The organism is Stutzerimonas sp. R40042 (assembly GCF_026642215.1).
Lineage (GTDB): Bacteria > Pseudomonadota > Gammaproteobacteria > Pseudomonadales > Pseudomonadaceae > Stutzerimonas > Stutzerimonas frequens.
Genome location: NZ_CP113258.1, coordinates 1852458 through 1876907, shown reverse-complemented (window position 1 = coordinate 1876907; position 24450 = coordinate 1852458). Strand labels below are relative to the sequence as shown.

The following is a 24450-nucleotide window of genomic DNA, read 5'->3' as shown; positions in this document are numbered from 1 at the left end:
GGCGAAGAAGATCGGTCGATCAGGCCGCGTCGCGGGATTTTGGCAGAGCTTCGTCGAGCAGCCAACGGGCCGAACGGCGCGCTTCGGCCTTGTGTTGCAGCTCCAGCGCGCTGAACTGCGCCTCGTGGCGCCGACGTTCGCTCTTGTCCAGCGCCTTCCAGGCTGCATGGGTCGGCACCTGCTCTGTGGCGTCGAACAGCTGCTGGAACACTTGGCAACGGGGATGCTGCCCGAGGGTGACGTCGTAGTTGTCGAGCAGCACCTTAATACGGATGGCGCCCTCGATCAGCGGCAGCTGCTCGTCCAACAGACAGCTGGCGAGGATTCGCAGATCCTCGGCCAACGCCGTCTGCTGTTGCGCGCGTGCCTCGGCCTGCAAACGCTCGTTGCGCCATACGCGACGCCACAAATACAGCGCATAGCCGGCCAGCGCTGCAACCAGCAGCACGGCGATGACGAGCAGACCGAGGAAAAGACTCATGGAAGCATCAGGCCCCGTGGCACTTCTTGTATTTCTTCTGGCTACCGCAGGGGCACGGATCGTTGCGACCGACATCCTTCAGCGGATTGCGCACCGGCTCGTGTCCATGATTGCAGTGCGGCCCGTGGACGTGGTGATGGTCGTGGTCGTGGTCGTGGTCGTGGTCGTGGTCGTGGTCGTGGTTGCAGTCGGGACCATGCACATGGGGTTCGTGACTCATCTGGGTACTACTCCGGAATAAAGTTGCCCGGGATTATCTCGCCATTGTTGGAAATGTGCACGCGTCGCCCAGCCATCAGCCCGGTCTTGAGTTCGCCGGCCAGTCGGTAGTTGATCGGGTGATCCGGTTTTTCCAAGAGCCGCACGATGTACTTCATGTGCCGCCACAGATTGGTGTGCACCGGCACCTCGTAGTACTCGAAGCTGTTGGCAGGAACGGTCAGCCAGCCACTGGACTCGCCGCTGGCCAGTTCCACGTCGTTGAGATGGACCGTGTAGATGAGGCCTCGCACCGGCAGGCTGTGATCGTTGGGGTTATCGATGCGGAAGCGCAGCATGAACTGCTGTTCCAGCAGCCGCGCCTTGATGATATCGACCTTGGTGAGTTCGACTTTCGGGTCCTTGAAATTACCCGAGAACCAGGTCGAACAACCGGCCATACCGCCAAGCAGCGTCAGCAACACGACCGTTCTTAGAATTCTTATTGTGTGTGCCTGGCAAGACATTCCGGTACTCCAAAGGACGGCCAAGTGTAGCAAGCGGCATGTTCACCGCAATGGGGTGGCGCCGCAAAATTACCAGTCTCAGGCCGCAATATGACACTGTCGTTGCAGGCATGCACAGCGGCATTCAGGCCACCGGCCAATGCACGATCAACCGGCCAGCAGGCGAGCCAGGACCAGTCGCGCCTTGCCGATACCAGCGGCGAGCGCCGCCTCGATCTGCGCCATGGTGATCACCCCATCCGCCTTGCCAGCTGCTGGATTGACCACCAATGCGAGGCAGGCGTACGGCAGTTCCAGCTCACGGGCCAGGGCCGCCTCAGGCATGCCGGTCATGCCGACGATATCGCAACCGTCGCGCTCCATACGGACGATCTCCGCAGCCGTTTCAAGACGCGGCCCTTGAGTGCAACCGTACACACCATGACCACTGAAGGCGAAACCCTCAGCGGCCAGCGCCCCGATCAGGCGTTCGCGCAATGCTTCGTCGTAGGGGTAGCTGAAATCGATGTGGGTCACGTGGTCGATCTCGCCTTCGAAGAACGTCTGTTCGCGGCCATAGGTGTAATCGATGATCTGATGCGGTACGCAGAAATGACCGGCCCCCATCGCCGAGTGAATGCCGCCCACCGCGTTGACCGCGACCACCGCTTCGGCGCCGGCCTGCTTCAGTGCCCAGAGATTGGCGCGATAGTTCACCTGGTGCGGCGGAACACGATGCGGATGGCCGTGCCGGGCCAGGAACAGCACCTCGCGACCGCCATACTCACCCCGCAGGACTTCGGCGGAGGGCCGCCCATAGGGCGTATCGATCAGCTGCGCACGATGCAGCTTGAAGCCGGTCAACTGGGTCAGACCGGTACCGCCGATGATGGCATGAACAGTCATGGCTATTCCTTGAGATGTGAGCGATCAGTCAATTAGATCGGCAGCTTTCAGCGCGCCAATGGCATCCAGCCAACGAGGGGTCTGCTTGTAGTCCGTCGCATTACCCGCCCGGCTACGCATGCGCGACAGTGCAGCCGACGGCGTGACCTTCAAGCGCTGCAGCACGGCCAGCGCCAGTTCGGCCGCCGCACGGTCGTTGCAGACGAGTCCCATGTCGCAGCCAGCGCCGAGGGCGGCCTCGATCCGGTCCGCAGCGTCGCCGGCGACGTGCGCTCCGGCCATCGAAAGATCATCGCTGAAGATCACGCCCTTGAAGCCCAGTTCGCCACGCAGCATGTCCTGCAGCCAGCGCCGGGAAAACCCAGCAGGCTGCTCGTCGATCTGCGGATAGATGACATGCGCCGGCATGATCGCATCGAGCGTGCCGCTCAATGCCTGGAAGGGAATCAGATCACATCGGCGCAGCTCGTCGAGGCTGCGCTCATCGACCGGGATCGCAACATGGGAATCGGCCTCGGCCCAGCCATGCCCGGGGAAATGCTTGCCGGTGGCGGCCATGCCGGCGGCGTGCATGCCGCGGATGAAGGCATCGATCAGCGTCACCGCGATCTGCGGGTCACCCTCGAAGGCGCGCGCGCCTACCACCGCGCTTCGCTGATGATCCAGATCGAGAACCGGGGCGAAACTGAAATCCAGGCCCACGGCAAGCACCTCGCTGGCCATGACCCAGCCGCAGGCTTCGGCCAGCCTGGGAGCGTCGGCGCAACGGGCCAACTCGCGCATCGCCGGAAGCCGCACGAAACCCTGGCGCAGCCGCTGCACGCGGCCGCCCTCCTGATCCACCGCCAGAAGCAGATCGGGGCGCACGGCGCGAATCGCGCGGCACAGTTCGTCCACCTGGCGCGGGCATTCGATGTTGCGAGCGAACAGGATGAGCCCACCCACCTCGGGCTGGCGCAGCAGCTGCCGATCCTCGGCAGTCAGCCAGGTGCCGGCGATATCCAGCATCAATGAACCGTGCATACAGACGCAGATCCTTATTCGAGTTCAGCGGCAGCCCAGCCTGGGCAAGGTGCCTCGGTGATGTGCACCGGACAGTGCGGCGACACCCTGGGAAAAAGTTGCAGCAGATCGGCATTGCGCATACGCACGCAACCGTGGGAAAGCGGCACACCCATCGGTTCGCAATCGGGCGTGCCGTGGATGTAGATGTAACGGCGGAAGGTATCGACCTTCCCCATCCGGTTGACGCCCGGCTCGCAACCGCTCAGCCAGAGGATGCGAGTGAGTATCCAGTCGCGTCCGGGGAACCTCGCGTGCAGCTCCGGCGACCAGATTTCGCCGGTCCAGCGCCGCCCGCGCAGCACTGCCCCCTCGGGTAGGCCGTCGCCGATGCGCGCACGCACCTGATGCACGCCGCGCGGCGTACAGCCGGAACCATTCTGTTCGCCGACGCCGTTACGCGCGGTGGACACGGGAAAGCGCAGACGCAGCTGCCCACCGGCAAAGCCGTAGAGCTGCTGGTCAGCGATGGAAATATGCAGAAGATCGAGAAAGGCCATGGGCGGCTAGCTTAGCCGATCCCCCGGTAGCCTTGTAGCTCAAGCCTTGGCCGGAATGGCCGCTGCGTTGCGCCGCGCGACGGGTTGCGCCGCCGCCAGGGTACTGTCATCGATGCCGCTGTCGGCCCGCATGCCGGCGGCCAGGAATGGCACCATCATGCGCATCACCTGTTCGATCGATGTGCGGACGCCGAAGTCGTTCTCGGAGATCGCACGCAGCGCCTTGATACCGGACATGCTGAATGCCGCGGCCCCCAGCATGAAATGCACACGCCAGAACAGCTCGATCGGCGGAATGGCCGGCGCGGCGTCATGGACCTTGAGCATGTAGCGGCGAAACACCTTGCCGTACATGTCTTCAAGGTAGCGCCGCAGGTGCCCCTGGCTCTGACTGAAGGACAAGCCAAGCAGCCGCATGAAGATCGACAGGTCGTCGCCGCTGCGCGGCTTGACCGCCAGTGCCTGCTCGACGAGGATTTCCAGCAGCTCCTCCAGCGTGTCCTTCTTGTCGGTGAGCGCCTCGCGGCGATCCAGCTCACGTTCCAGGCTGGCACAGAACGGCCCGAGGAAGCGCGAGAACACTGCCTGGATGAGTGCCTTCTTCGAACCGAAGTGGTAGTTCACCGCCGCCAGGTTGACCCCAGCCTTGCTGGTGATCAGACGAAGCGAGGTTTCGGCGAAGCCTTTTTCCGCGAACAGCTGTTCCGCTGCATCAAGAATGCGCTCAACTGTTTCCGACTGCGCCATGCCCCCTCCGAAAGACAAACAACTGTTTGAAACTTACGTTTCACCGACCGGCAAGTCAACCACGAAACGCCTTGCGGCACTAGCGTCATTGTCGCAGACGCGCTGCGCCGCACACCGGCTACGCCACCGAGAAACATTCATTGCCAAGGCCGAAGCACTGTATATAATCCCAGGCACTGTATAAAAGAACAGAGACAGACATGATCAAGCTGACGCCTCGCCAGACGGAAATCCTCGCCTTCATCAAGCGCTGCCTGGAAGACAACGGTTACCCGCCAACCCGCGCGGAGATCGCTCAGGAGCTCGGCTTCAAGTCGCCCAATGCCGCCGAAGAGCACCTCAAGGCGCTTGCCCGCAAAGGCGCTATCGAGATGACGCCCGGCGCATCACGCGGGATACGTATTCCCGACTTCGAACCCACGCCCGCCGAAACCGGCTTGCCGATCATAGGCCGCGTCGCCGCCGGCGCCCCGATACTGGCTCAGCAACATGTCGAGGAATCCTGCCAGATCAGCCCCGCCTTTTTCCATCCACGCGCCGATTATCTGCTGCGTGTGCACGGCATGAGCATGAAGGACATCGGCATCTACGACGGCGACCTGCTGGCCGTACACACCACCCGTGAGGCCCGCAACGGCCAGATCGTGGTGGCGCGGGTCGGCGACGAGGTGACCGTCAAGCGTTTCAAGCGCGACGGCAAGAAGGTCTGGCTGCTGGCGGAGAACCCGGAGTTCGCCCCCATCGAAGTCGACCTCGAACATCAGGAATTGGTCATCGAAGGCTTGAGTGTCGGCGTTATACGCCGCTGAGGAGAAGGTTATGCAGTACCAGACCAGCACTTCCCGGCCCCAGCTATCGCTGTTCGACGGTGTCATCGCACAAAGCCTGGCCCCCTTCGGCAGCCTCGCACCGCGCAGCAAACCCGAGCAGGAGAAAAAGGATCACCTGAGCGAGTTGAGCCTCAGCGGCAGCAGCCAGCACTGCCATCTGCTGCTCACGCCGATCCTGCGCGAACTCGGCGATGCGACGGACAGCCGCTGGCTGACACTGATCGCGCCGCCCGCCTTCCTTTCACAGAACTTCCTGCGCAAGTGCGGCCTGAATCGCGAGCGCATCATCCTCCTGCAACCGCGCAATGCAGAAGGTGCGCTGGAACTGGCGTGCAAGGCACTGGCGTCCGGCTGCAGCCATACCGTCATCAGCTGGCTCGGCCACCTCGACGACGCGACACGCAGCAAGCTGCGCAACGCCGCCAGTCTGGGCGAAGCGCAGAGCCTGAATATTCGTCTGGGTTGTTGAGTGGCAAGCACAGGGACGTGCTGCCTGGCATGAAGCGATGGTGGAACCGCCGCGGCGCCGCAGCTGCGCTCAGTGCAGAACGCGTGGCTCGTCGTCATCGTGATCGAAATCGCCTTCCGTCATCCGACCCGCCATCTGAACACCCACATTGAACATCGCCTTGGCGATCTCCACGTGCTGCCCCTGCAGGAAGAGCTTGGCGTCGTCGGAAAAGTCGAGCGTGACCAACACCTCTTCGTCCTCGGCACGACGAAGCACGATGCGCCCGTCCGGTAGCTCGACGATTTCAAGAAAAGATGTAGGCATGGATCAGCTCCGCGTGAAAGGCGGCCATTGTAACAGCCGACCGGGATCGGGGCAGCCTTTGGCTTTCCAGACCACCCACGAGGGGGCGCTGCGGGACACATGTATCGAGCAATCCGTCCAAGAAAATGACGTGCCCCGGGCGGATCGGCAACGTAGCATGCGCTGAAAAAAGCGCGCGCATCTCTGCGCCGGGACAAGGAATCGTGCATGACCACCCGCACCTTGCTGCTCACCGCTCTGGCCATGCTGGCGTTCGCCGGCAATTCGATCCTCTGCCGGATCGCGCTACGGGACACCGCCATCGATCCGGCCAGCTTCACCGGCCTGCGGATCGCCGCCGGGGCGCTCACCCTCTGGCTGCTGTTGCGCTTCGACAGGACCGACCAACCACTAGGTGGTGACTGGATCAATGCCGCGGCGCTGTTCATCTACGCGGCCTGTTTTTCCTTCGCCTATATCGACCTCGACGCCGGCGCCGGCGCTCTGCTGCTGTTCGGTGCCGTGCAGCTGAGCATGCTTGCCTGGGGCTTGCTGAGAGGCGAGCGCTTCAGTGCCGGGCAGCTTGTCGGCTTGCTGCTGGCGGTGACCGGACTGGTGATCCTGTTACTTCCGGGGAGCAGCACCCCACCCCTGGGTGGCGCACTGCTGATGCTCCTGTCCGGCGTCGCCTGGGGCGTCTATTCGCTTCGCGGGCGAGGGACCGCCACACCGCTTGCAGCCACGGCGGGCAATTTTCTACGGGCGGTTCCGTTGGCCGCCTTGCTCTGCCTGCTCTTGCTGGGCCAGCAGACATGGGACTGGCCCGGCGTGATCTACGCGCTGCTGTCCGGGGCACTGACGTCCGGGGTCGGTTACGCTATCTGGTACGCCGCCCTGCCCGGCCTCGCGGCAATCCAGGCGGCCAGCGTGCAGCTCAGCGTTCCGCTACTCTCGGCTGTTGCCGGTGCCGTGCTGCTGGGCGAGGCGGTGACCACAACGCTTTTGCTGGCTGGTGCCGCGATTCTGGGTGGCATCGCCCTGGTGCTAAGCATCAGGCATCGCCGCTAGCACGGCGTTACCTGATCACCACTCGGTGAGCGACTCGCGGAAGCGCAGCGCCAGCCCCTTGAGGTTCTGCCGCCAGGCTTCCAGTTCGGCCCGGCTCAGCGGCGGAGTCTCATCCTCGACAGTAACCGCCTCGATCAGCGGCTGACGTGGGTCGGTCTTGACCTTGGCCGGGGCCCGTGGCGGCTGGGATAACTGACGGTAGGCGGCCAGCAACTGCCCAAGCCAGGTGCTCGGCTGCTCCGACAGTTCCAGCAGCTCGGCGAGCTCCGGACTCGGCGCCGCCTCTAGAACGCTGCGCGTCAGGAACGCCTCCACCACCGGCGCATCGGCGCCCGGCGAGCGATAGTAACCGGCGATCTCGTGGCACAGGCCGAGCAGCGCGCCGTACAGGTGAAACAGGCATGCCTCGCGCTCGGCCTGAATCAGCCCCTGGGAGTTCATCGAGGCAGTCTCTTCGGCCTTGCGCCAGCTTTCCAGCGAGAGGCCGGCAAAGAAGATCTTCTGGTTGGTACGGGTGTAGAGCTCGTGAGCCATGGCATGCTCTCCGGAAGAGAATGTGCAGAGAATGGACCTTCGACGAACGCTGCACCAGCGCGAACGACGAACAGACGGCGTGGCCGTGAGGCAATCAATCCGACCGACTCGCCTGGCGAGTCGGTCGAGTCGGGATCAGCGCTTGTCTTCGACCTGCCACTTGCCGCCGTCGTAGAACGCCTTCCAGCCGGTGGGCTTGCCGTCGACTTCGCTCTGCACGTACTGCTCCTTGGTCTTGCGGCTGAAGCGGATAACCGCCGGGCGGCCTTCCGGATCCTGCTGCGGCGCCTGGAGCAGGAAGTGGTACTTGGGATCGATCTCGTCCTTGTGCGGGATCAGCTCACGCACCAGCGGCGCGCGGGTCTCGCGGTTCTTCGGGAACTGGCTGGCAGCCAGGAACAACCCGGAAGCGCCGTCACGCAACACGTAGGTGTCATCGACCTTCTCGCACTTGAGCTCCGGCATCTTCACCGCATCCATCTTCGGCGGCGCCGGCTCGCCATTCTTCAGCAGCTTGCGGGTGTTCTTGCATTCGGCGTTGGTGCAGCCGAAGAACTTGCCGAAACGACCGGTCTTGAGCTGCATCTCGCTGCCGCACTTGTCGCATTCCAGGCTGGGCCCCTCGTACCCCTTGATGCGGTACTGCCCTTCCTCGATCTCGTAGCCGGAGCAGTCCGGGTTGTTGCCGCAGATGTGCAGCTTGTGCGTCTCGTCGAGCAGGTAGGCATCCATCGCGGTGCTGCAGATCGGGCAGCGATGCTTGCCCAGCAGCACGCGGGATTCGGACTCGCCCTCGTCATCGGCGGCGATCTCGTCACCCGGAATCAGGTTCACGGTGGACTTGCAGCGCTCTTTCGGCGGCAGGCTGTAGCCGGAACAACCGAGGAACACGCCGGTGGACGCGGTGCGGATCATCATCGGCCGGCCGCAGACCTTGCACGGGATGTCCGTCAGCGTCGGCTGGTTGGCACGCATGCCATTCTCGCTGGACTCGGCGACCTCGAGCTTCTTGCGGAAATCACCGTAGAACTCGTCCAGCACATGCTTCCAGTCGCGCTCGCCCTGGGCGACGTCGTCCAGATGCTCTTCCATGCCGGCGGTGAAGCCGTAGTCCATCAGGTTGTTGAAGCTCTCGGAGAGGCGTTCGGTGACGATGTCGCCCATCTTTTCCGAGTAGAAACGGCGATTGTGCAGCGAGACGTAGCCCCGATCCTGGATGGTGGAAATGATCGCCGCATAGGTGGATGGCCGGCCGATGCCGCGCTTCTCCATCTCCTTGACCAGGCTGGCTTCGGAATAGCGCGCCGGCGGCTTGGTGAAGTGCTGGCTCGGGTCGAGCTTGAGCAGCTTCATGGCGTCGCCCTTGCTCATTTCCGGCAGCACGTCGTCCTCACCAGCCTTGCTCTGCTGCGGCATGACCTTGGTGTAGCCGTCGAACTTCAGAATACGGCCCTTGGCGCGCAGCTCGAAATCACCGGCAGCCACCGTAACGCTGGTCGACAGGTACTGCGCCGGCGGCATCTGGCAGGCCACGAACTGGCGCCAGATCAGCTCGTACAGACGCTCGGCATCGCGCTCCATGCCGGACAGCTGGTTCGGCCGCAGGTTGACATCGGACGGGCGGATCGCCTCGTGCGCTTCCTGCGCGCCTTCCTTGCTCGAATACAGATTCGGCTTCTCGGGCAGGTACTTGTCGCCGAACTCGCCCTCGATGAAACCGCGCACCATGCTGATGGCATCAGCCGACAGATTGGTCGAATCGGTACGCATGTAGGTGATGTAACCGGCTTCGTACAAGCGCTGAGCCATCATCATGGTCTTCTTCACGCCGAAGCCGAGGCGATTGCTCGCTGCCTGCTGCAGGGTCGAGGTAATGAAAGGCGCCGAAGGCTTGCTGCTGGTCGGCTTGTCCTCGCGCTTGGCTACGCTGTAGCTGGCGCCCTTGAGCTGCTCCAGCGCAGCATTGGCCTGCGCCTCGTTCAGCGGCTTGAACGCCTCGCCCTTCTCGCGGGCGACTTCGAAGCGCACCTTGGCCTGCTGGGTAGTCGCCAGGTCGGCATGCACTTCCCAGTATTCTTCCGGAACGAACGCGCGGATTTCGCGCTCGCGCTCGACCACCAGCTTCACTGCCACCGACTGCACGCGACCGGCAGAGAGGCCGCGGGCGATCTTCGCCCAGAGCAGCGGCGAAACCATGTAGCCGACCACGCGATCGAGAAAGCGGCGCGCCTGCTGCGCGTTGACGCGATTCAGATCGAGCTCGCCCGGTTGGGAAAAGGCCTCCTGAATCGCCTTCTTGGTGATCTCGTTGAACACCACGCGCTTGTAGCGGCTGTCGTCGCCGCCAATCGACTCACGCAGGTGCCAGGCGATGGCCTCCCCCTCTCTATCCAAGTCGGTCGCGAGATAGATGGTGTCAGCTTCCTTGGCCAGGCGACGAAGTTCCTCGATGACCTTTTCCTTGCCGGGCAGGATCTCGTACTTGGCCTTCCAGCCATGCTCAGGGTCGACCCCCATGCGGGTAATGAGCTGACGCTTGGCCTTCTCCTTGGGCGACAGCGCTGGCGCCTCGGCCGCCGCAGCCTTGCCGCGCTTGACCGGCTCCTTGTTGGCCGAGCCGCTGGTGGGGAGGTCGCGGATGTGGCCGATACTCGACTTCACCACGTACTGGTTGCCCAAATACTTGTTGATTGTCTTGGCCTTGGCCGGTGATTCCACGATGACCAGCGATTTACCCATGGAGAGGAGAGTTCCTGAATCTAGAGGTGAACAGAGGCAATGCCTCCGGCAGTTTGAATACCCGTGCCGGCGGTAGACGGCAAGGCATCAGCGAACATTCGTGCGCGTTTTGCGAACGGGGCGACCTGACAGAACAATCGCCCTGCCCGGCTCCTTCTGGAGCGAATCAGAGCGGCGGTTCGATGCCATCAAGCGGACAGCAAGGTTTTCGCTCTGCCTGAAAAGCACCGCTATATATAGTGGCGATGGAGGTGAGGTCAAGCGTGGACCTGGTGGCCGGTGGCCAGCTCAACCGCCGAAAACACTCGTTTCGGCTTCGATCAATGCGAAACGCGGGACCGTTTCGCCGTTCACTTCGACGCTCTCGGTGAACATTGACAGCGGGCGTACCCAGAGTCCGCGCTCCCCATAAAGTGCCTGATAGAACACCACCGGCTCCTCCGTCTCGGAGTGCCGCGCAACAGCGAATACGCGATATTCCGGCCCCTTGTAATGGCGATAACGCCCCGGCTGCAACTGCATGCCTACCTCCACACAAATACAAAAAAGAAAAACCGGGGCACCAGGCCCCGGCTTCCATGCACCGGCTGACAATTCCTCCCGCCCAGTCGCGAGAATGGCTGTCAGCCTAGCGCAGTCATTTGCATCTGTCTGTTAGACGCGTTCGAAGACCGTACTGATCCCCTGGCCCAGACCGATACACATGGTAGCGATACCCAGCGTACCGTTGTTCTGCTTCATCACGTTCAGCAGGGTGCCGGAGATACGCGCACCGGAGCAGCCGAACGGGTGACCCAGGGCGATCGCGCCGCCGTGCAGGTTGACCTTCTCTTCCATCTTGTCGAGCAGCTTGAGGTCCTTGAGCACCGGCAGCGCCTGTGCAGCGAAGGCTTCGTTCAGCTCGACGTGGCTGATGTCGTCCATGGTCAGACCGGCGCGCTTGAGCACCTTCTGGGTGGACGGCACCGGGCCGTAGCCCATGATCGCCGGGTCAACGCCAGCCAGCGCCATGGCGCGAACCACCGCCATCGGCTGGATGCCGAGATCCTTGGCGCGCTGGGCGGACATGACGATCATGCAGGACGCACCGTCGGTGATCTGCGAGGACGTACCGGCGGTCACGGTGCCGCCCTTCGGGTTGAAGGCAGGCTTCAGCGCGGCCAGGCTTTCCAGCGTGGTATCCGGACGGATCGTCTCGTCGTAGTCGAAGACCTTGAGGAAGCCGTTCTCGTCGTGACCTTCCATCGGGATGATCTCGTCCTTGAACTTGCCCTCGACGGTAGCCTTGTGCGCCAGGCGGTGCGAGCGCTCACCGAACTGATCCTGGGCTTCACGGCTGATGCCGTGCATCTTGCCGAGCATCTCGGCGGTCAGGCCCATCATGCCCGAGGCCTTGGCCGCATGCAGCGACAGCTGCGGGTTCGGGTCGACGCCGTGCATCATGCTGACGTGGCCCATGTGCTCCACACCACCGATAACGAACACGTCGCCGTTGTTGGTCTGGATGGCCTGCACGGCAGTATGCAGGGCGCTCATGGACGAACCGCACAGGCGGCTCACGGTCTGGCCGGCGCTGGTGTGCGGAATGCGGGTCAGCAGCGAGGCCATGCGGGCGATGTTCCAGCCCTGCTCGAGGGTCTGGTTGACGCAGCCCCAGATCACGTCCTCGACCTCGGCCGGGTCGATCTTCGGATTGCGCGCCAGCAGGCCGTCGATCAGCAGTGCGGACATGGTCTCGGCGCGGGTGTTACGGTGCATGCCGCCCTTGGAGCGCCCCATCGGGGTGCGACCGAAGTCGACGATGACTGCATCTCTTGGATTCAGGCTCATGAATTCTCTCTCCCTCGATTAACCGTAGAAGCGCTGGCCGTTGGCGGCCATCTCACGCAGCTTCGCGGTCGGGTGGTACAGCGGGCCCAGGTCGGCGTACTTGTCGGCCATCGCGACGAACTCGGCGACGCCGATCGAATCGATGTAGCGCAGCGCACCACCACGGAAGGGTGGGAAGCCGATGCCATAGATCAGGCCCATGTCGGCTTCGGCAGCGGTCTCGACGATGCCGTCTTCCAGGCAACGCACGGTTTCCAGGCACAGCGGGATCATCATGTAGTTGATGATGTCCTCGTCGGACAGCTCGCGCGTCTCGGCAACGACCGGCTTGAGCAGCTCGTAGGCCTCAGGGTCGACCACCTTCTTCGGCTTGCCCTTCTTGTCCATCTCGTAGGCGTAGAAGCCCTTGCCATTCTTCTGGCCGAGGCGATTGGCGTCATACATGACATCGACGGCGGTACGGGTGTCGTCCTTCATGCGATCCGGGAAGCCTTCGGCCATCACGTCGCGGCCGTGGTGGCCGGTGTCCATGCCGACGACGTCCATCAGGTAGGCCGGGCCCATGGGCCAGCCGAACTTCTCCATCACCTTGTCGGCGCGGGCGAAATCGACGCCGTGGGCAATGGCGCGGGCGAAGCCGCCGAAGTACGGGAACAGCACGCGGTTGACCAGGAAGCCCGGGCAATCGTTGACCACGACCGGGCTCTTACCCATCTTCTTGGCGTAGGCGACGGTGGTAGCGATGGCGGTTTCGCTGGTCTTCTCGCCGCGGATCACCTCAACCAGAGGCATCATGTGCACAGGGTTGAAGAAGTGCATGCCGCAGAAGTTTTCCGGACGCTTGAGCGCCTGGGCCAGGTAGCTGATGGAGATGGTGGAGGTGTTGGAAGCGATGATCGCGTCTTCGCGAACGTGACCTTCCACCTCGGCCAGCACGGCGTGCTTGACCTTCGGGTTCTCGACCACGGCTTCGACGACGATGTCGACGTTGCCGAAATCACCGTAGGACATGGTCGGGCGGATCGCGTTGAGCGCCTGAGCCATCTTGTCAGCGGTCAGACGGCCCTTCTCGACACGCTTGCCGAGCAGCTTGGAGGCTTCGTCCAGGCCCATCTGGATACCCTCTTCACGGATATCCTTCATCAGGATCGGCGTGCCTTTTACAGCCGACTGGTAGGCGATGCCGCCACCCATGATGCCGGCGCCGAGTACGGCAGCGAGCTTCACGTCGCGCGCTTGCTTGTCGTAGGCCTTGGCCTTCTTTTTCAGCTCCTGATCGCTGAGGAACAGGCCAACCAGGCTCTGCGCAACCGAGGTCTTGGCCAGCTTGACGAAGCCTGCAGCCTCGACTTCGATGGCTTTGTCGCGGCCAAAGTTGGCGGCTTTCTGAATGGTCTTGATGGCTTCGACCGGGGCCGGATAGTTCGGACCGGCCTGCCCTGCGACGAACGCCTTGGTGGTCTCGAAGGCCATCATCTGCTCGATCGCATTGAGCTTGAGCTTGTCCAGCTTAGGCTGGCGTTTAGCCTTGTAGTCCAGCTCGCCCGAAATGGCGCGCTTGACCAGGTCCAGTGCAGCTTCCTGGAGCTTCTCCGGAGCGACGACTGCGTCGACCGCGTGCACCTTGAGGGCGTCTTCGGCACGGTTTTCCTTGCCGGAGGCGATCCACTCGACGGCGTTGTCCACACCGATCAGGCGCGGCAGACGCACGGTTCCGCCGAAGCCCGGGTAGATGCCCAGCTTGACTTCCGGCAGACCGACCTTGGCGGCTGTGGACATGACGCGATAGTCGGCAGCCATGCACATCTCGAAACCGCCACCCAGGGCGATGCCGTTGATGGCGACCACGGTGGGCACGCCCAGGTCTTCGAAGTCACTGAAGATCTTGTTCGCTTCGAGGTTGCCGGCAACCAGCTCTTCATCGGGCAACTTGAAGTTGTCGACGAACTCGGTGATATCGGCGCCGACGATGAACACGTCCTTGCCGCTGGTGACGATCACGCCCTTGACCGAAGCGTCGGCCTTGATGGCGTCGACAGCCTGGCGCAGATCGTTGAGAGTGAGGCGATTGAATTTATTGACGGACTCACCCTTGAGGTCGAAATTCAATTCGACGATGCCGCTCTCAAGAGCCTTAACCGTGATGGCTTTACCTTCGTAAATCATCAACTGATCTCCAGGTATGGAAGCTGAACGTTACGTGTCTCACGTCTTCGGCCCTGACTCGACCGCGCCTCGCGGCGAACGACACCCACCGACACGATAATCCGGGTGATCGGCATCTGCTCTGGCAAACGCTCGATTCATACGCCCGTTTGATTTGGGTCGGCACACCTTCGGGGAAAAGCGCAGCATTGTCAATCGGCTGCTTTGCCGAACCGAAAGGCACCCGCAAGCGGACATTTCGCGACTGCCCGGTCATCATCGACAACGCCGATCTGCCTGCATTCACCACAGCGATGAACGCGTCACCTAGTCGTTTCAAAAGCTGAAACCGGGCCGCACCAACCGGGTCAATCCTAGACGTAGTCGAGCAGGTACACTGCCGCAATTCGTTGCACGCCATGTACGGTCAACGCACCACCGAATCCGGAGTACTGCATGTCCCAAGCCCCCATCGCCCGCGCCGACACCGGCACCGACCCTTACCGCTGGCTGGAGAATCGCGACGCCGAGGACGTGCTGGCCTATCTCAAGGCGGAGAACGCCTACCTCGAGGAGCAGCTCGCCGATCAGGCCGAACTGCGTGAAGCCCTGTTTCAGGAGATCAAAGGGCGCATCCGCGAAACCGATCTATCGCTGCCCGCCCCCTGGGGGCCATGGCTGTACTACCAGCGCACCACCGCGGGCGATGAGTATCCGCGGCACTACCGCTGCCCGCGCCCGCTGGATGGTTCGCTGACCGTCGATGAGAGCGCCGAACAGCTGCTGCTCGACCCCAACGAGCTGGCCGGCGGCGGTTTTCTTTCGCTGGGTGCCTTCAGTGTCAGCCAGGACCACAGCAAGCTCGCCTACAGCCTCGACCGCGAGGGCGACGAGATCTACCGGCTGTACGTCAAGGACCTGGCCAGCGGCGCGGTCACCGAGCTGCCCTTCGACAACTGCGACGGCAGCATGACCTGGGCCAACGACAGCCAGACCCTGTTCTACGGCGAGCTGGACGACACCCACCGCCCGCACAAGATTTACCGCCACCGCCTTGGCGATACGGACAGCAGCGAGGTTTATCACGACCCGGACGGGCGCTTCTTCGTGCATTGCTACCGCGCCGGCTCCGAGCGCCAGCTGGTCATCCTCTCCCACAGCAAGACCACCAGCGAAGCCTGGGTGCTGTCGGCGGACCAGCCGGAGGGCAGTTGGACCTGTCTGGCACCGCGCCAGGAGGATCACGAGTACTTCCCCGATCATGGCCTGTACGAAGGCCAGTGGCGCTGGCTGATCCGCAGCAACCAGGCGGGCATCAACTTCGCCCTCTATTACGCCAGCGAGACCGAGCCGGGCCGCGAGCACTGGCAGGAGCTGGTCCCACATGACGACGCGGTGATGCTCGAGGATGTCAGCCTGAACGCCGAGGCGATCACCCTGACCCTGCGCGCAAGCGGCCTGCCGGTGATCGAGGTACGACCGCAGGGCGTCCAACCCTATCGCCTGCAATTGCCCGATGCGGCCTACAGCCTGCACGTGCAGAACTCGCTGGAATTCACCAGCACTGTGATCCGCCTGCGCTACGAGGCGCTGAATCGCCCGGCGCAGATCCGCCAGCTGACCCTGGCCGACGGCACGCAGGAGGTGCTCAAGGAGACCCCAGTGGAAGGCCCCTTCGATGCGGACGCCTATGAAAGTCGGCGCATCTGGGCCACCGCCCAGGACGGTACGCAGATTCCCATCAGCCTGGTCGGCCGCCGCGACAGCTTCGGCAAGCCCGCACCGCTCTACCTCTACGGTTACGGCGCCTACGGCCATAGCCTGGACCCCTGGTTCTCCCACGCGCGGCTGTCGCTGCTCGACCGCGGCTTCATCTTCGCCATCGCCCATGTGCGTGGCGGCGGCGATCTCGGCGAGGCCTGGTACCGCGCCGGCAAGCTGGAGCACAAGCCGAACACCTTCAGCGATTTCATCGCCTGTGCCGAGCAGCTGTTGGCCGACGGTTACACCACATCGCCGCGCCTGGCCATCAGCGGCGGCAGTGCCGGCGGCCTGCTGATCGGTGCCGTACTCAACCTGCGTCCGGAACTGTTCGGTGCGGCGATCGCCGAGGTGCCCTTCGTCGACGTGCTCAATACCATGCTCAATGCCGACCTGCCGCTGACCGTGACCGAGTACGACGAATGGGGCGACCCGAATCAGCCCGAGGTACACGAACGCATCCGCGCCTATGCGCCCTATGAGAACGTCCGGGCCCAGGCCTATCCGCCACTGCTCGCCGTGGCCGGCTACAACGACAGCCGCGTGCAGTACTGGGAGGCGGCCAAGTGGGTTGCCAAGCTGCGCGCCACCCGCACCGACGACAACCTGCTGCTACTCAAGACCGAGTTCGGCGCAGGTCACGGTGGCATGAGCGGTCGCTACCAGGCGCTCAAGGATGTGGCGCTGGAGTACGCCTTCGTGCTCAAGGTGTTCGGTATGGCCTGATCGGCCCATGCTCGCCGACCTGCGGTGGCGAACAGGCGGCTCCGGCAAGAGTCATTCATTGAGAATGTCTTCGTCGGAGCCCACCCATGAACAATTCTTCCAAGCACCTCGAACAGAACGTCCACGGCTGGGAGCGCGCCATGTCCCTGGCCGGCGGCCTGTACTTCCTCGCCAAGGGTTTGCGCCGCGGAGGCCTCGGTGGTCTGCTGCAACTGGGCATCGGCGGGATGGCCGTTGCCCGGGGCGTGACCGGCCACTGCGAGGCCAAGCGCGTGTTCAATGAAGTCAGCGAACAGGCTGGCATGGCCGAAGGGCGCTCGCACCATATGCCGTTTGAACGCTATGACTCGAACAAGGAGCAACTGCAGGCCAACGCGGCAGCTGCTACCAACGGCACCACGGTCACCGGCAACGACGATCTGAAAAGCCCGCCCGCCGGCGTCTGAGCATCGCCCTGCGGGCCTGTGGCAAGCGGAGTTGTCGGCGAACGAAGCTGCCAGGCGACCATGAGCCCGGCGAGTCGAGCGCTCGCCGGACGCCCTGAAGTTCAGCGCTGCTTCACCGCCTCATGGGCAGCGATCAACTGGTCGACGACGCCAGGGTCGGCCAGCGTCGAGGTATCGCCCAGGGTGTCGTAGTCGTCCGTGGCGATCTTGCGCAGCAGGCGGCGCATGATCTTGCCGGACCGTGTCTTCGGCAGCCCCGGCGCCCATTGGATGGTATCCGGCACCGCGATCGGACCGATCTCGTGCCGGACCCACTGCTGCAGCTCCTGGCGCAGCGTGTCGCTGGGCTCGGTACCAGCAACCAGAGTCACGTAAACATAGATGGCCTGGCCCTTGAGCGGATTCGGCACGCCAACGGCCGCGGCTTCGGCCACCTTGGCATGCGCCACCAGGGCGCTCTCGATTTCGGCGGTGCCCATGCGGTGTCCGGAGACGTTGAGCACATCGTCGACGCGCCCGGTGATCCAGTAGTAACCGTCCTCGTCGCGGCGCGCGCCGTCGCCGGTGAAGTACATGCCGCGGAAGGTCTTGAAGTAGGTATCGACGAAACGGTCGTGGTCACCGTAAATGGTGCGCATCTGCCCTGGCCAGGAGTCGAGAATCACCAGATTGCCCTCCGCCGGGCCTTCCAGCAGGTTGCCGAGATTGTCCACCAACCCCGGCACTACGCCGAACAGCGGCCGCGTCGCCGAGCCGGGCTTGAGCGCCGTGGCACCGGGTAGCGGGCTGATGAGGATGCCGCCGGTCTCGGTCTGCCACCAGGTATCGACGATCGGGCAGCGCGACCGACCGACCGTCTCGTAGTACCAGTGCCAGGCTTCCGGATTGATCGGTTCGCCCACCGTGCCGAGCAGGCGCAGGCTCGAACCGTCGGCACCCTCCATCGCCGCCGGCCCCTCGGCCATCATCGCGCGGATTGCCGTCGGCGCGGTGTAGAGGATGTTGACCCGGTGCTTGTCGATGATCCTGGCGATGCGGGTGACATCCGGATAGTTCGGCACGCCTTCGTACATCAGGGTTGTCGCACCGTTGGCCAGTGGGCCGTAGATCAGATAGCTATGACCGGTAATCCAGCCGATGTCGGCGGTGCACCAGTAGATATCGCCGGGGCGGTAGTCGAAGACCCGCTCGTGGGTCAGCGCGGCGTACAGCAGGTAGCCGCCGCAGGTGTGCAGCACGCCCTTGGGTTTCCCGGTGGAGCCCGAGGTGTAGAGAATGAACAGCGGCTCCTCGGCGCCCATTTCCTTCGGCGCGCAGACCTCGCCGGCCACCCGCATCAGGTCGTCGTAGCAGACGTCCCGGTGCGGGTGCCAGCGAATGTTCGCTCCGGTGCGGCGCACCACGATGATCTTCTGCACGCAACGGGTCTGCGGATTGGTCAGCGCCTCGTCGACGTTCTCCTTCAGGGCGATGGTCTTGCCGCCACGTATGCCCTGATCGGCCGTGATCACCACCTTCGAGCTGCCATCGATGATGCGCCCGGCCAATGCCTCCGGCGAGAAGCCGCCGAACACCACCGAGTGGATCGCACCGATGCGCGCGCAGGCCAGCATTGCCACCGCGGCCTCGGGAATCATGGGCATGTAGATGGTCACCACGTCACCGCGGTGCACATCCTGGCCACGCAGGGCGTTGGCGAACTTGCAGACCTCCTGGTAGAGCTCGCGGTAGGTGATCTCGCGGTGCTCCGAGGGGTCGTCCCCCTCCCAGATGATCGCCACCTGATCGCCGCGCTCGGCCAGGTGCCGGTCCAGGCAATTGGCCGACACGTTCAGCGTGCCGTCGGCAAACCACTTGATATCGACGTGATGGTCGTCGAAGGAGGTGCGCTTGACCTCGCTGAAGGGCCGAATCCAGTCCAGCCGTGCCGCCTGTTCACGCCAGAATCCTTCAGGGTTGATCACCGACTGCTGATACATGGCCCGATAAGCGGCCTCGTCGGTCAGGGAGTGCTTTGCAGCCTCAGGGGACACGGGATACACGGACGCAGCACACATGGCAGTCACCTCGGGTTATCTGGTTATTTTCCGGTCGCAGCCTTGTCTCGCAGGCGAACCCTCACCACCCGATCGATCCACGCTTCCCGTGCGGATCGCCAACCACGCGCCTGTCAGACGTCTGCATCAGCCGATGCCGAATACCGCAGCGGCCGCGACTAGCGGCCACTCTCCAAGCATAGACACTGTTTCGCGGCCATTTGCCGAGGGCTGCTGTCTCAATTCGTAATAGCCATCGCCGGGAGCCACCATGTCAGCACCAAGCAATGCCCTGTTTCGTCAGCTGCAGCGGATCCCCCAGAGCATCGTCTTCTACCCCACCGTGATTCCGGCCGGCTACTTCGTGTTGGGCGGTCTCGTCCTGCTCTTCGAAACGACCGACCTGGCTCACGCCTGGCGAAACATGCTGCCGCCCGGCCTGGCAGAGGCGGACAACGCCCGGGAAATCCTCGGCACGCTCATCACCAGCATCATTTCGCTGACCGTGTTCAGCTTTTCCATGGTCATGGTCGTGCTCAACGGGGCCGCCTCGCGACTCTCCCCGCGCGTGCTGCCCGGGCTGATCAGCGATCAGCGCAACCAGCTGATCCTCGGCAACTACCTGGGCTGCATCCTGTTCTTCCTGCTGATGATCGCCTTCATCAACAAGAACGAACCCGATAGCCTGCCTGCGCTCGGCGTGCTGCTCGCCGTACTGATGGGCCTGGGCTGTATGGCCCTGTTCGTCGTATTCATCCGTTCCATCTCGCAATCCATCCAGGTGGACTGGATCGTCGGCCAGCTCTACCGCAGCGCCTGCCATAACCTGACGCAGCGTTGCGAGCGCCTGGGGTCGATCACCGCGGCGCCAGATGACCGCGACTGGTACTGCATCGAAGCGGTCACGCCCGGCTATCTGCGCGAGGTCAACGAGCAACGCCTGCGGGAGCTCTTGGGGCCGGACGATCTGCAGGCAGTGCTACAGGTGGAGCCTGGCTTCTTTCTGGTCGAAGGGCATCCGTTGCTCAAGGTCAGCGCCGAACTGGATGCCCGGCGAACCCGGCAGGTACTCGACTGCTTCGATTTCCACGATGAAGAGTTCGCCGGCGCCAACGTTTTCTATGGCATGCGGCAGATGACCGAAATCGCGGTAAAAGCCATCAGCCCGTCGATCAACGACCCGGGCACGGCAATACGCGTGCTCAATCTGCACGGTGTGTTGCTCGGTCGCCTGGGTGGCGTTCCGCCGCTGGACGTGGGCTGCATCGACAATGGCAAGCCCAGGCTGTTCTATCCACAGCTGAGCCCGCAACGGCGGCTGACGCTTATCCTCGACCCGATTCGTACCTATGGCAGCAATGACCCGGCGATCGTCATGGCGCTGATGCAGTGCCTGAAGACTGCCTTGCACGGGCAGCCCTCCAGCGACCAGCTGGAGGCCTACGTGGATGAATTGGCGGCACTGCGCGACGCCGCGGATACGGACCTGCAGAACGACCGTGACCGCCGTACGGTCAACGATCTGCTGGAGCGCATCAACCGCCTGCATGACGAACTGGCGCCGCTGGCATTACTGCCAATTCCGGCGAAAAGCTGAAGGCAAAAAAAAAAGCGGCCTCAGGGGCCGCTCGGTCAACCATCCGGTTGGAATACACACTTGTCCGATCACGCAGATAGACGCCGCCATTCTGTGCAGCCAGCGCCGTGGCCGAAACTGCACATTGGTCTAACAGACCATTGGCGGGCTTGCCTCAGGGCGCAGAGTTGGCTGCCTGGGCCGCCTCTATGAGCTCCTTGCCGATCTCGCCCTCGAACTTCTTCCAGGCCGGTTGTACCGCCTCGCGCCAGCGGGCACGCTGCTCGTCGGTCAGCACCAGGATCTCGCTCTTGCCCGAGTCGATCACGCCCTGCTTGGCCTTCTCGTTCAGCGCCTCGGCCTGGCGGTTCACCTCCACGGTGACCTCGTCGATGATCGCTTCCAGCTCGCCGCGCACCTCTGCCGGCAAGCCGTTCCAGAACCTGGTGTTGGTGATCAGCAGGTAGTTGCCGATGCCGTGGCCGGACTCGGTGATGTACTTCTGCACCTCGTGGTACTTCTGGCTGTAGATGTTCGACCAGGGATTGTCCTGGGCATTGACCACGCCGGTCTGCAGGCCCTGGTAGATCTCGGCGAAGGCCATCTTGCGCGGCACCGCCCGCAGGGCGGTGTACTGGGCGGCCTGCAGGTCCGAGGGCTGTACGCGGAATTTCAGCCCGCGGGCGTCGGCCGGCTCGCGCAGCGGCTTGTTGGCAGTGAAGTGGCGCATGCCGTTGAGCCAGTAGGCCAGGCCGGTGATGCCCTTGTCCTCCATGGATTTGAGCATGGCGCGGCCCTTATCCGACTGCTGGAAGCGCTGCGCCGCGGCCATGTCGTCGAACAGGAACATCAGGTCGAACAGCTGCAGCTGCTTGGTGTACTGCTCGAGCTTCGACGGTGCCGGCGCCAGCAGCTGCACCTCGTTCATCAGCAGTGCTTCCATCTCCTTGCCGTCGCCGTACAGCGAGGAGTTGGCGAATACCTGCACTTCCACCTGGCCGGGCAGGCGCTCTTCCACGAGCTTCTTGAACATCAGCGCGCCCTGACCCTTCGGCGTGCTGTCGGCGGTGATATGGGAGAACTTGATCAGGATCGGATCGGCCTGGGCGCCGAGGACGCTAAACAGCGCTGAAGCGGCGAGCAGACGGGTGATGCCACGGGTGAGTCGTGCCATGGAGAGCTCCGTTTTGTAGTTGTGTGAGCCATGCAGCTGGTCCGACTCTACCCCGCCGCCCCCTCGGGCTGAATTGCTAATTGGCCAAGCGCGACTTCGCGTTTGGCGAAGGCCGTGACGCGATCGCGCCGCCAAACGGCTTCGCTCAGGCCTGGCCTTCGCGAAGCGTGAGGTGTTCGAGCATCTGCCGGGCAGTCACCGACAGGCTTTCCAGATTGCGCACGCCGAGCTTGAGTTCGCGCCGCGCCCAGACATCGGTCAGCGGCACCATGGCCACGTCCAGTGCCGGCAGGTAGTTGCGCACCACCTGCTCGGGCAGCACGCCGATGCCCATGCCGGTGTGGATCATCCGGCAGATCGCCTCGAAGCTGCGCACCTGGATGCGCAGGCGCAGCGGCGTGCCCATCTGCTGTGCCGACTGCTGCAGCAGGGCATGCAGCGAGGCGTCCTGCTGCAGGCCAATGAAGTCGAAGCCTGCCGCTTCGCGCAGTGCAATGCATCCGCGGCCGGCCAGCGGATGCTCGCGTGGCGTGACCAGCACCAGGCGATCCTCGCGGTAGGGAAACACCTGCAGGTCCTCGGCCGGCATGTGCCCGGCGAAGATGCCGATATCGGTCAGCCCCTCGCGCAGGGCGCGCAGGGTGTCACTGCTGACGCGCTCCTCCAGGTCGATCTTCACTTCCGGGTGCTGGCGAGCGAAGGCGCTCAGGTCTTCGGGCAGGAACTCGATCACCGCCGAGGTGTTGGCGTGGATGCGCACATGGCCCTTCACGCCCTGGCTGAACTCGCTGAGGTCAGCGTCCAGCTGCTGCAGGTTGTCCAGCAGGTTGCGCGCGTGGTGCAGCAGCGCGTGGCCGGCCGGCGTCAGCTCGACGCCCTTGGGCTGGCGATAGAGCAGGCTGACGTCGAGTTGCCCTTCCAGATCGCTGACGCGCTTGCTCACCGCTGCCAGCGCCAGATGCTCGCGCTCGGCGGCGCGGGTCAGGCTACGGGTTTCGGCGATGGCGACGAACAGCCGAAGGGTGACGAAATCGATGCGGCGCATGGGCAAGCTTCCGTATTCGCGGGTGACGAAGCATGCACCTATTCCCGCCGCTATTCCACGGCCCCACCTCTCATGGCTTCGTGGAGTGCGAAGCCATGCTTGGCCAACGACCAATTGTCCGCTGCCAATGTGTCGGTCATGCTCGGCACCATGAATCAACCGGCACAGGTGTCGTGATGAGCGAACAGACAGACAAGAACCTGCCGCTGCAGGGCCTCAAGGTGATCGAGATGGGTCAACTGATCGCCGGCCCTTTCGCCAGCAAGCTGCTCGGCGAATTCGGCGCCGATGTGATCAAGATCGAGCCGCCCAGGGTCGGCGACCCGTTGCGCAAGTGGCGCAAGCTCAAGGACGGCACCTCGCTCTGGTGGCATGTGCAGTCGCGCAACAAGCGCTCGGTGACGCTGGATCTCAAGGCCGCGGAAGGCCAGGAAATCGTCCGCCAGCTGGTGGCCGAAGCCGACATCCTGGTGGAGAACTTTCGCCCCGGCACGCTGGAAGAATGGGGTCTGGGCTGGGGTGAGCTGTCGAAGCTGAACCCTCGGCTGATCATGCTGCGCATTTCCGGCTACGGCCAGACTGGCCCCTATCGCGACCTGCCGGGCTTCGGTGTGGTCGGCGAAGCCATGGGCGGCCTGCGTCACCTCTCCGGCTATCCCGGCCAGCCGCCGGTGCGGGTTGGCGTCAGCATCGGCGATTCGCTGTCCTCGTTGTATGGCGTGATCGGTGTATTACTCGCCCTGCAGGAGCGCAACCGTAGCGGCCAGGGTCAGGAAATCGACGTGGCGCTGTACGAGTCGGTGTTCGCCATGATGGAAAGCCTCGTGCCCGAATACGACGCCTTCGGCTATGTACGCGAGCCGGCTGGCAGTGCCCTGCCCGGCATCACGCCGTCCAATTCCTATCTGTGCAACGACGGCGCCTACGTCTTGATCGCCGGCAATGGCGACAGCATCTACAAGCGCCTGATGACCCTGATGGGCCGCCAGGACCTTGCCGATGATCCGCGCTTCGCCCACAACGACGGCCGCGCCCAGCACGCCGAGCTGATCGATGCCGCCATCGGCGAATGGACCATCCAGCACAGCCGCGATGAGGTGATCGAAGCGCTCAAGGGCGCCCGCGTGCCGGCCGGCTATCCCTACACCGCCGCCGATATCGTCAAGGACCCGCACTACCTGGCGCGGCAGATGATCGAGCAGGTGCAGACCTTCGGCGGCCCGCTCAAGGTGCCGGGTGTGCTGCCCAAGCTGTCGCGCACGCCGGGGCGCATCGGCGAAGGCGGCCCGCAACTGGGCGAGCACACCGACGACGTGCTGGCCGGCCTTGGCCTCACCGATGAACAACGCCAGGGCCTGCGCGAACGCGGGATCATCTGAACAGTGC

The 24450-nt window shown here is 63.6% G+C and carries 23 protein-coding genes; 7 read left to right on the top strand and 16 right to left on the bottom strand.

What is annotated here, in order from left to right; genetic code table 11:
- Positions 1-19 precede the first annotated feature (19 nt).
- The 7 genes from OUY36_RS09005 to OUY36_RS08975 all read right to left on the bottom strand — a co-directional run bounded on the left by OUY36_RS09005 (position 20) and on the right by OUY36_RS08975 (position 4400).
- Positions 20-481 (bottom strand): DUF2489 domain-containing protein, encoded by a 462-nt coding sequence (locus OUY36_RS09005; RefSeq protein ID WP_063543623.1) that lies wholly within the window; start codon positions 479-481, stop codon positions 20-22.
- Positions 482-488: 7 nt separating this feature from the next.
- Complete coding sequence (locus OUY36_RS09000) at positions 489-701, bottom strand: SEC-C metal-binding domain-containing protein (RefSeq protein ID WP_267937670.1); 213 nt, start codon at positions 699-701, stop codon at positions 489-491.
- A gap of 7 nt (positions 702-708) precedes the next feature.
- Positions 709-1206, bottom strand: coding sequence for an LEA type 2 family protein (locus tag OUY36_RS08995; RefSeq protein WP_063543627.1), 498 nt, complete (start codon positions 1204-1206; stop codon positions 709-711).
- 147 nt (positions 1207-1353) lie between these two features.
- Positions 1354-2091, bottom strand: a complete 738-nt coding sequence (locus OUY36_RS08990; RefSeq protein WP_063543629.1) for an S-methyl-5'-thioinosine phosphorylase — start codon at positions 2089-2091, stop codon at positions 1354-1356.
- 24 nt (positions 2092-2115) lie between these two features.
- Positions 2116-3114, bottom strand: a complete 999-nt coding sequence (nagZ, locus tag OUY36_RS08985) for a beta-N-acetylhexosaminidase (RefSeq protein WP_267937668.1) — start codon at positions 3112-3114, stop codon at positions 2116-2118.
- Between the two features lie 14 nt (positions 3115-3128).
- Complete coding sequence (locus OUY36_RS08980; protein ID WP_267937667.1) at positions 3129-3653, bottom strand: L,D-transpeptidase; 525 nt, start codon at positions 3651-3653, stop codon at positions 3129-3131.
- Positions 3654-3692: 39 nt separating this feature from the next.
- Positions 3693-4400, bottom strand: a complete 708-nt coding sequence (locus tag OUY36_RS08975) for a TetR/AcrR family transcriptional regulator (protein ID WP_063543634.1) — start codon at positions 4398-4400, stop codon at positions 3693-3695.
- A gap of 200 nt (positions 4401-4600) precedes the next feature.
- Here OUY36_RS08975 and lexA point away from each other — a divergent pair, with 200 nt between their 5' ends.
- Positions 4601-5209: a transcriptional repressor LexA gene (lexA, locus tag OUY36_RS08970; protein ID WP_063543635.1), complete on the top strand. Its 609-nt coding sequence runs from the start codon at positions 4601-4603 to the stop codon at positions 5207-5209.
- Between the two features lie 10 nt (positions 5210-5219).
- The gene (sulA, locus tag OUY36_RS08965; protein WP_063543637.1) at positions 5220-5699 is read left to right on the top strand and encodes an SOS-induced cell division inhibitor SulA; all 480 of its coding nucleotides are present in this window, start codon (positions 5220-5222) and stop codon (positions 5697-5699) included.
- 69 nt (positions 5700-5768) lie between these two features.
- Here sulA and OUY36_RS08960 read toward each other — a convergent pair whose 3' ends face one another.
- Positions 5769-6005, bottom strand: coding sequence for a hypothetical protein (locus OUY36_RS08960; protein ID WP_102841404.1), 237 nt, complete (start codon positions 6003-6005; stop codon positions 5769-5771).
- 207 nt (positions 6006-6212) lie between these two features.
- Here OUY36_RS08960 and OUY36_RS08955 point away from each other — a divergent pair, with 207 nt between their 5' ends.
- Entirely contained in the window at positions 6213-7052 is an 840-nt protein-coding gene (locus OUY36_RS08955) for a DMT family transporter (RefSeq protein WP_267937664.1), read from the top strand.
- 15 nt (positions 7053-7067) lie between these two features.
- Here OUY36_RS08955 and OUY36_RS08950 read toward each other — a convergent pair whose 3' ends face one another.
- The 5 genes from OUY36_RS08950 to fadB all read right to left on the bottom strand — a co-directional run bounded on the left by OUY36_RS08950 (position 7068) and on the right by fadB (position 14321).
- Positions 7068-7586 (bottom strand): DUF6586 family protein, encoded by a 519-nt coding sequence (locus tag OUY36_RS08950; RefSeq protein WP_267937662.1) that lies wholly within the window; start codon positions 7584-7586, stop codon positions 7068-7070.
- Positions 7587-7721: 135 nt separating this feature from the next.
- Entirely contained in the window at positions 7722-10325 is a 2604-nt protein-coding gene (gene topA / locus OUY36_RS08945; RefSeq protein ID WP_267937661.1) for a type I DNA topoisomerase, read from the bottom strand.
- 288 nt (positions 10326-10613) lie between these two features.
- Positions 10614-10847 (bottom strand): DUF1653 domain-containing protein, encoded by a 234-nt coding sequence (locus tag OUY36_RS08940; RefSeq protein WP_152481131.1) that lies wholly within the window; start codon positions 10845-10847, stop codon positions 10614-10616.
- A gap of 132 nt (positions 10848-10979) precedes the next feature.
- A complete protein-coding gene (gene fadA / locus OUY36_RS08935; RefSeq protein WP_102841408.1) occupies positions 10980-12155 on the bottom strand; it encodes an acetyl-CoA C-acyltransferase FadA in 1176 nt (391 codons plus the stop codon).
- 18 nt (positions 12156-12173) lie between these two features.
- Positions 12174-14321 carry a fatty acid oxidation complex subunit alpha FadB gene (gene fadB / locus OUY36_RS08930; protein ID WP_152481130.1) on the bottom strand — a complete coding sequence of 716 codons (2148 nt, stop codon included), beginning with the start codon at positions 14319-14321 and terminating at the stop codon, positions 12174-12176.
- 435 nt (positions 14322-14756) lie between these two features.
- Here fadB and OUY36_RS08925 point away from each other — a divergent pair, with 435 nt between their 5' ends.
- Together OUY36_RS08925 and OUY36_RS08920 are read left to right on the top strand one after the other, a co-directional pair.
- Positions 14757-16787 (top strand): S9 family peptidase, encoded by a 2031-nt coding sequence (locus OUY36_RS08925; RefSeq protein WP_152481129.1) that lies wholly within the window; start codon positions 14757-14759, stop codon positions 16785-16787.
- An 86-nt stretch (positions 16788-16873) separates the two neighbouring features.
- Complete coding sequence (locus OUY36_RS08920) at positions 16874-17233, top strand: YgaP-like transmembrane domain (protein ID WP_013982476.1); 360 nt, start codon at positions 16874-16876, stop codon at positions 17231-17233.
- 101 nt (positions 17234-17334) lie between these two features.
- Here the strand turns inward: OUY36_RS08920 and acs are convergent, their stop codons facing one another.
- A complete protein-coding gene (acs, locus tag OUY36_RS08915) occupies positions 17335-19290 on the bottom strand; it encodes an acetate--CoA ligase (RefSeq protein WP_267937657.1) in 1956 nt (651 codons plus the stop codon).
- Positions 19291-19540: 250 nt separating this feature from the next.
- Between acs and OUY36_RS08910 the strand changes: the two genes are divergently transcribed.
- Entirely contained in the window at positions 19541-20866 is a 1326-nt protein-coding gene (locus tag OUY36_RS08910; protein WP_267937656.1) for a DUF2254 domain-containing protein, read from the top strand.
- Positions 20867-21020: 154 nt separating this feature from the next.
- Here OUY36_RS08910 and OUY36_RS08905 read toward each other — a convergent pair whose 3' ends face one another.
- Both OUY36_RS08905 and OUY36_RS08900 read right to left on the bottom strand, forming a co-directional pair.
- Positions 21021-22019: a TRAP transporter substrate-binding protein gene (locus OUY36_RS08905; protein ID WP_020306080.1), complete on the bottom strand. Its 999-nt coding sequence runs from the start codon at positions 22017-22019 to the stop codon at positions 21021-21023.
- A 145-nt stretch (positions 22020-22164) separates the two neighbouring features.
- The gene (locus tag OUY36_RS08900) at positions 22165-23064 is read right to left on the bottom strand and encodes a LysR family transcriptional regulator (RefSeq protein ID WP_267932600.1); all 900 of its coding nucleotides are present in this window, start codon (positions 23062-23064) and stop codon (positions 22165-22167) included.
- Positions 23065-23240: 176 nt separating this feature from the next.
- Between OUY36_RS08900 and OUY36_RS08895 the strand changes: the two genes are divergently transcribed.
- Positions 23241-24443 carry a CaiB/BaiF CoA transferase family protein gene (locus OUY36_RS08895; protein WP_267937651.1) on the top strand — a complete coding sequence of 401 codons (1203 nt, stop codon included), beginning with the start codon at positions 23241-23243 and terminating at the stop codon, positions 24441-24443.
- The last annotated feature ends 7 nt before the right edge of the window (positions 24444-24450 follow it).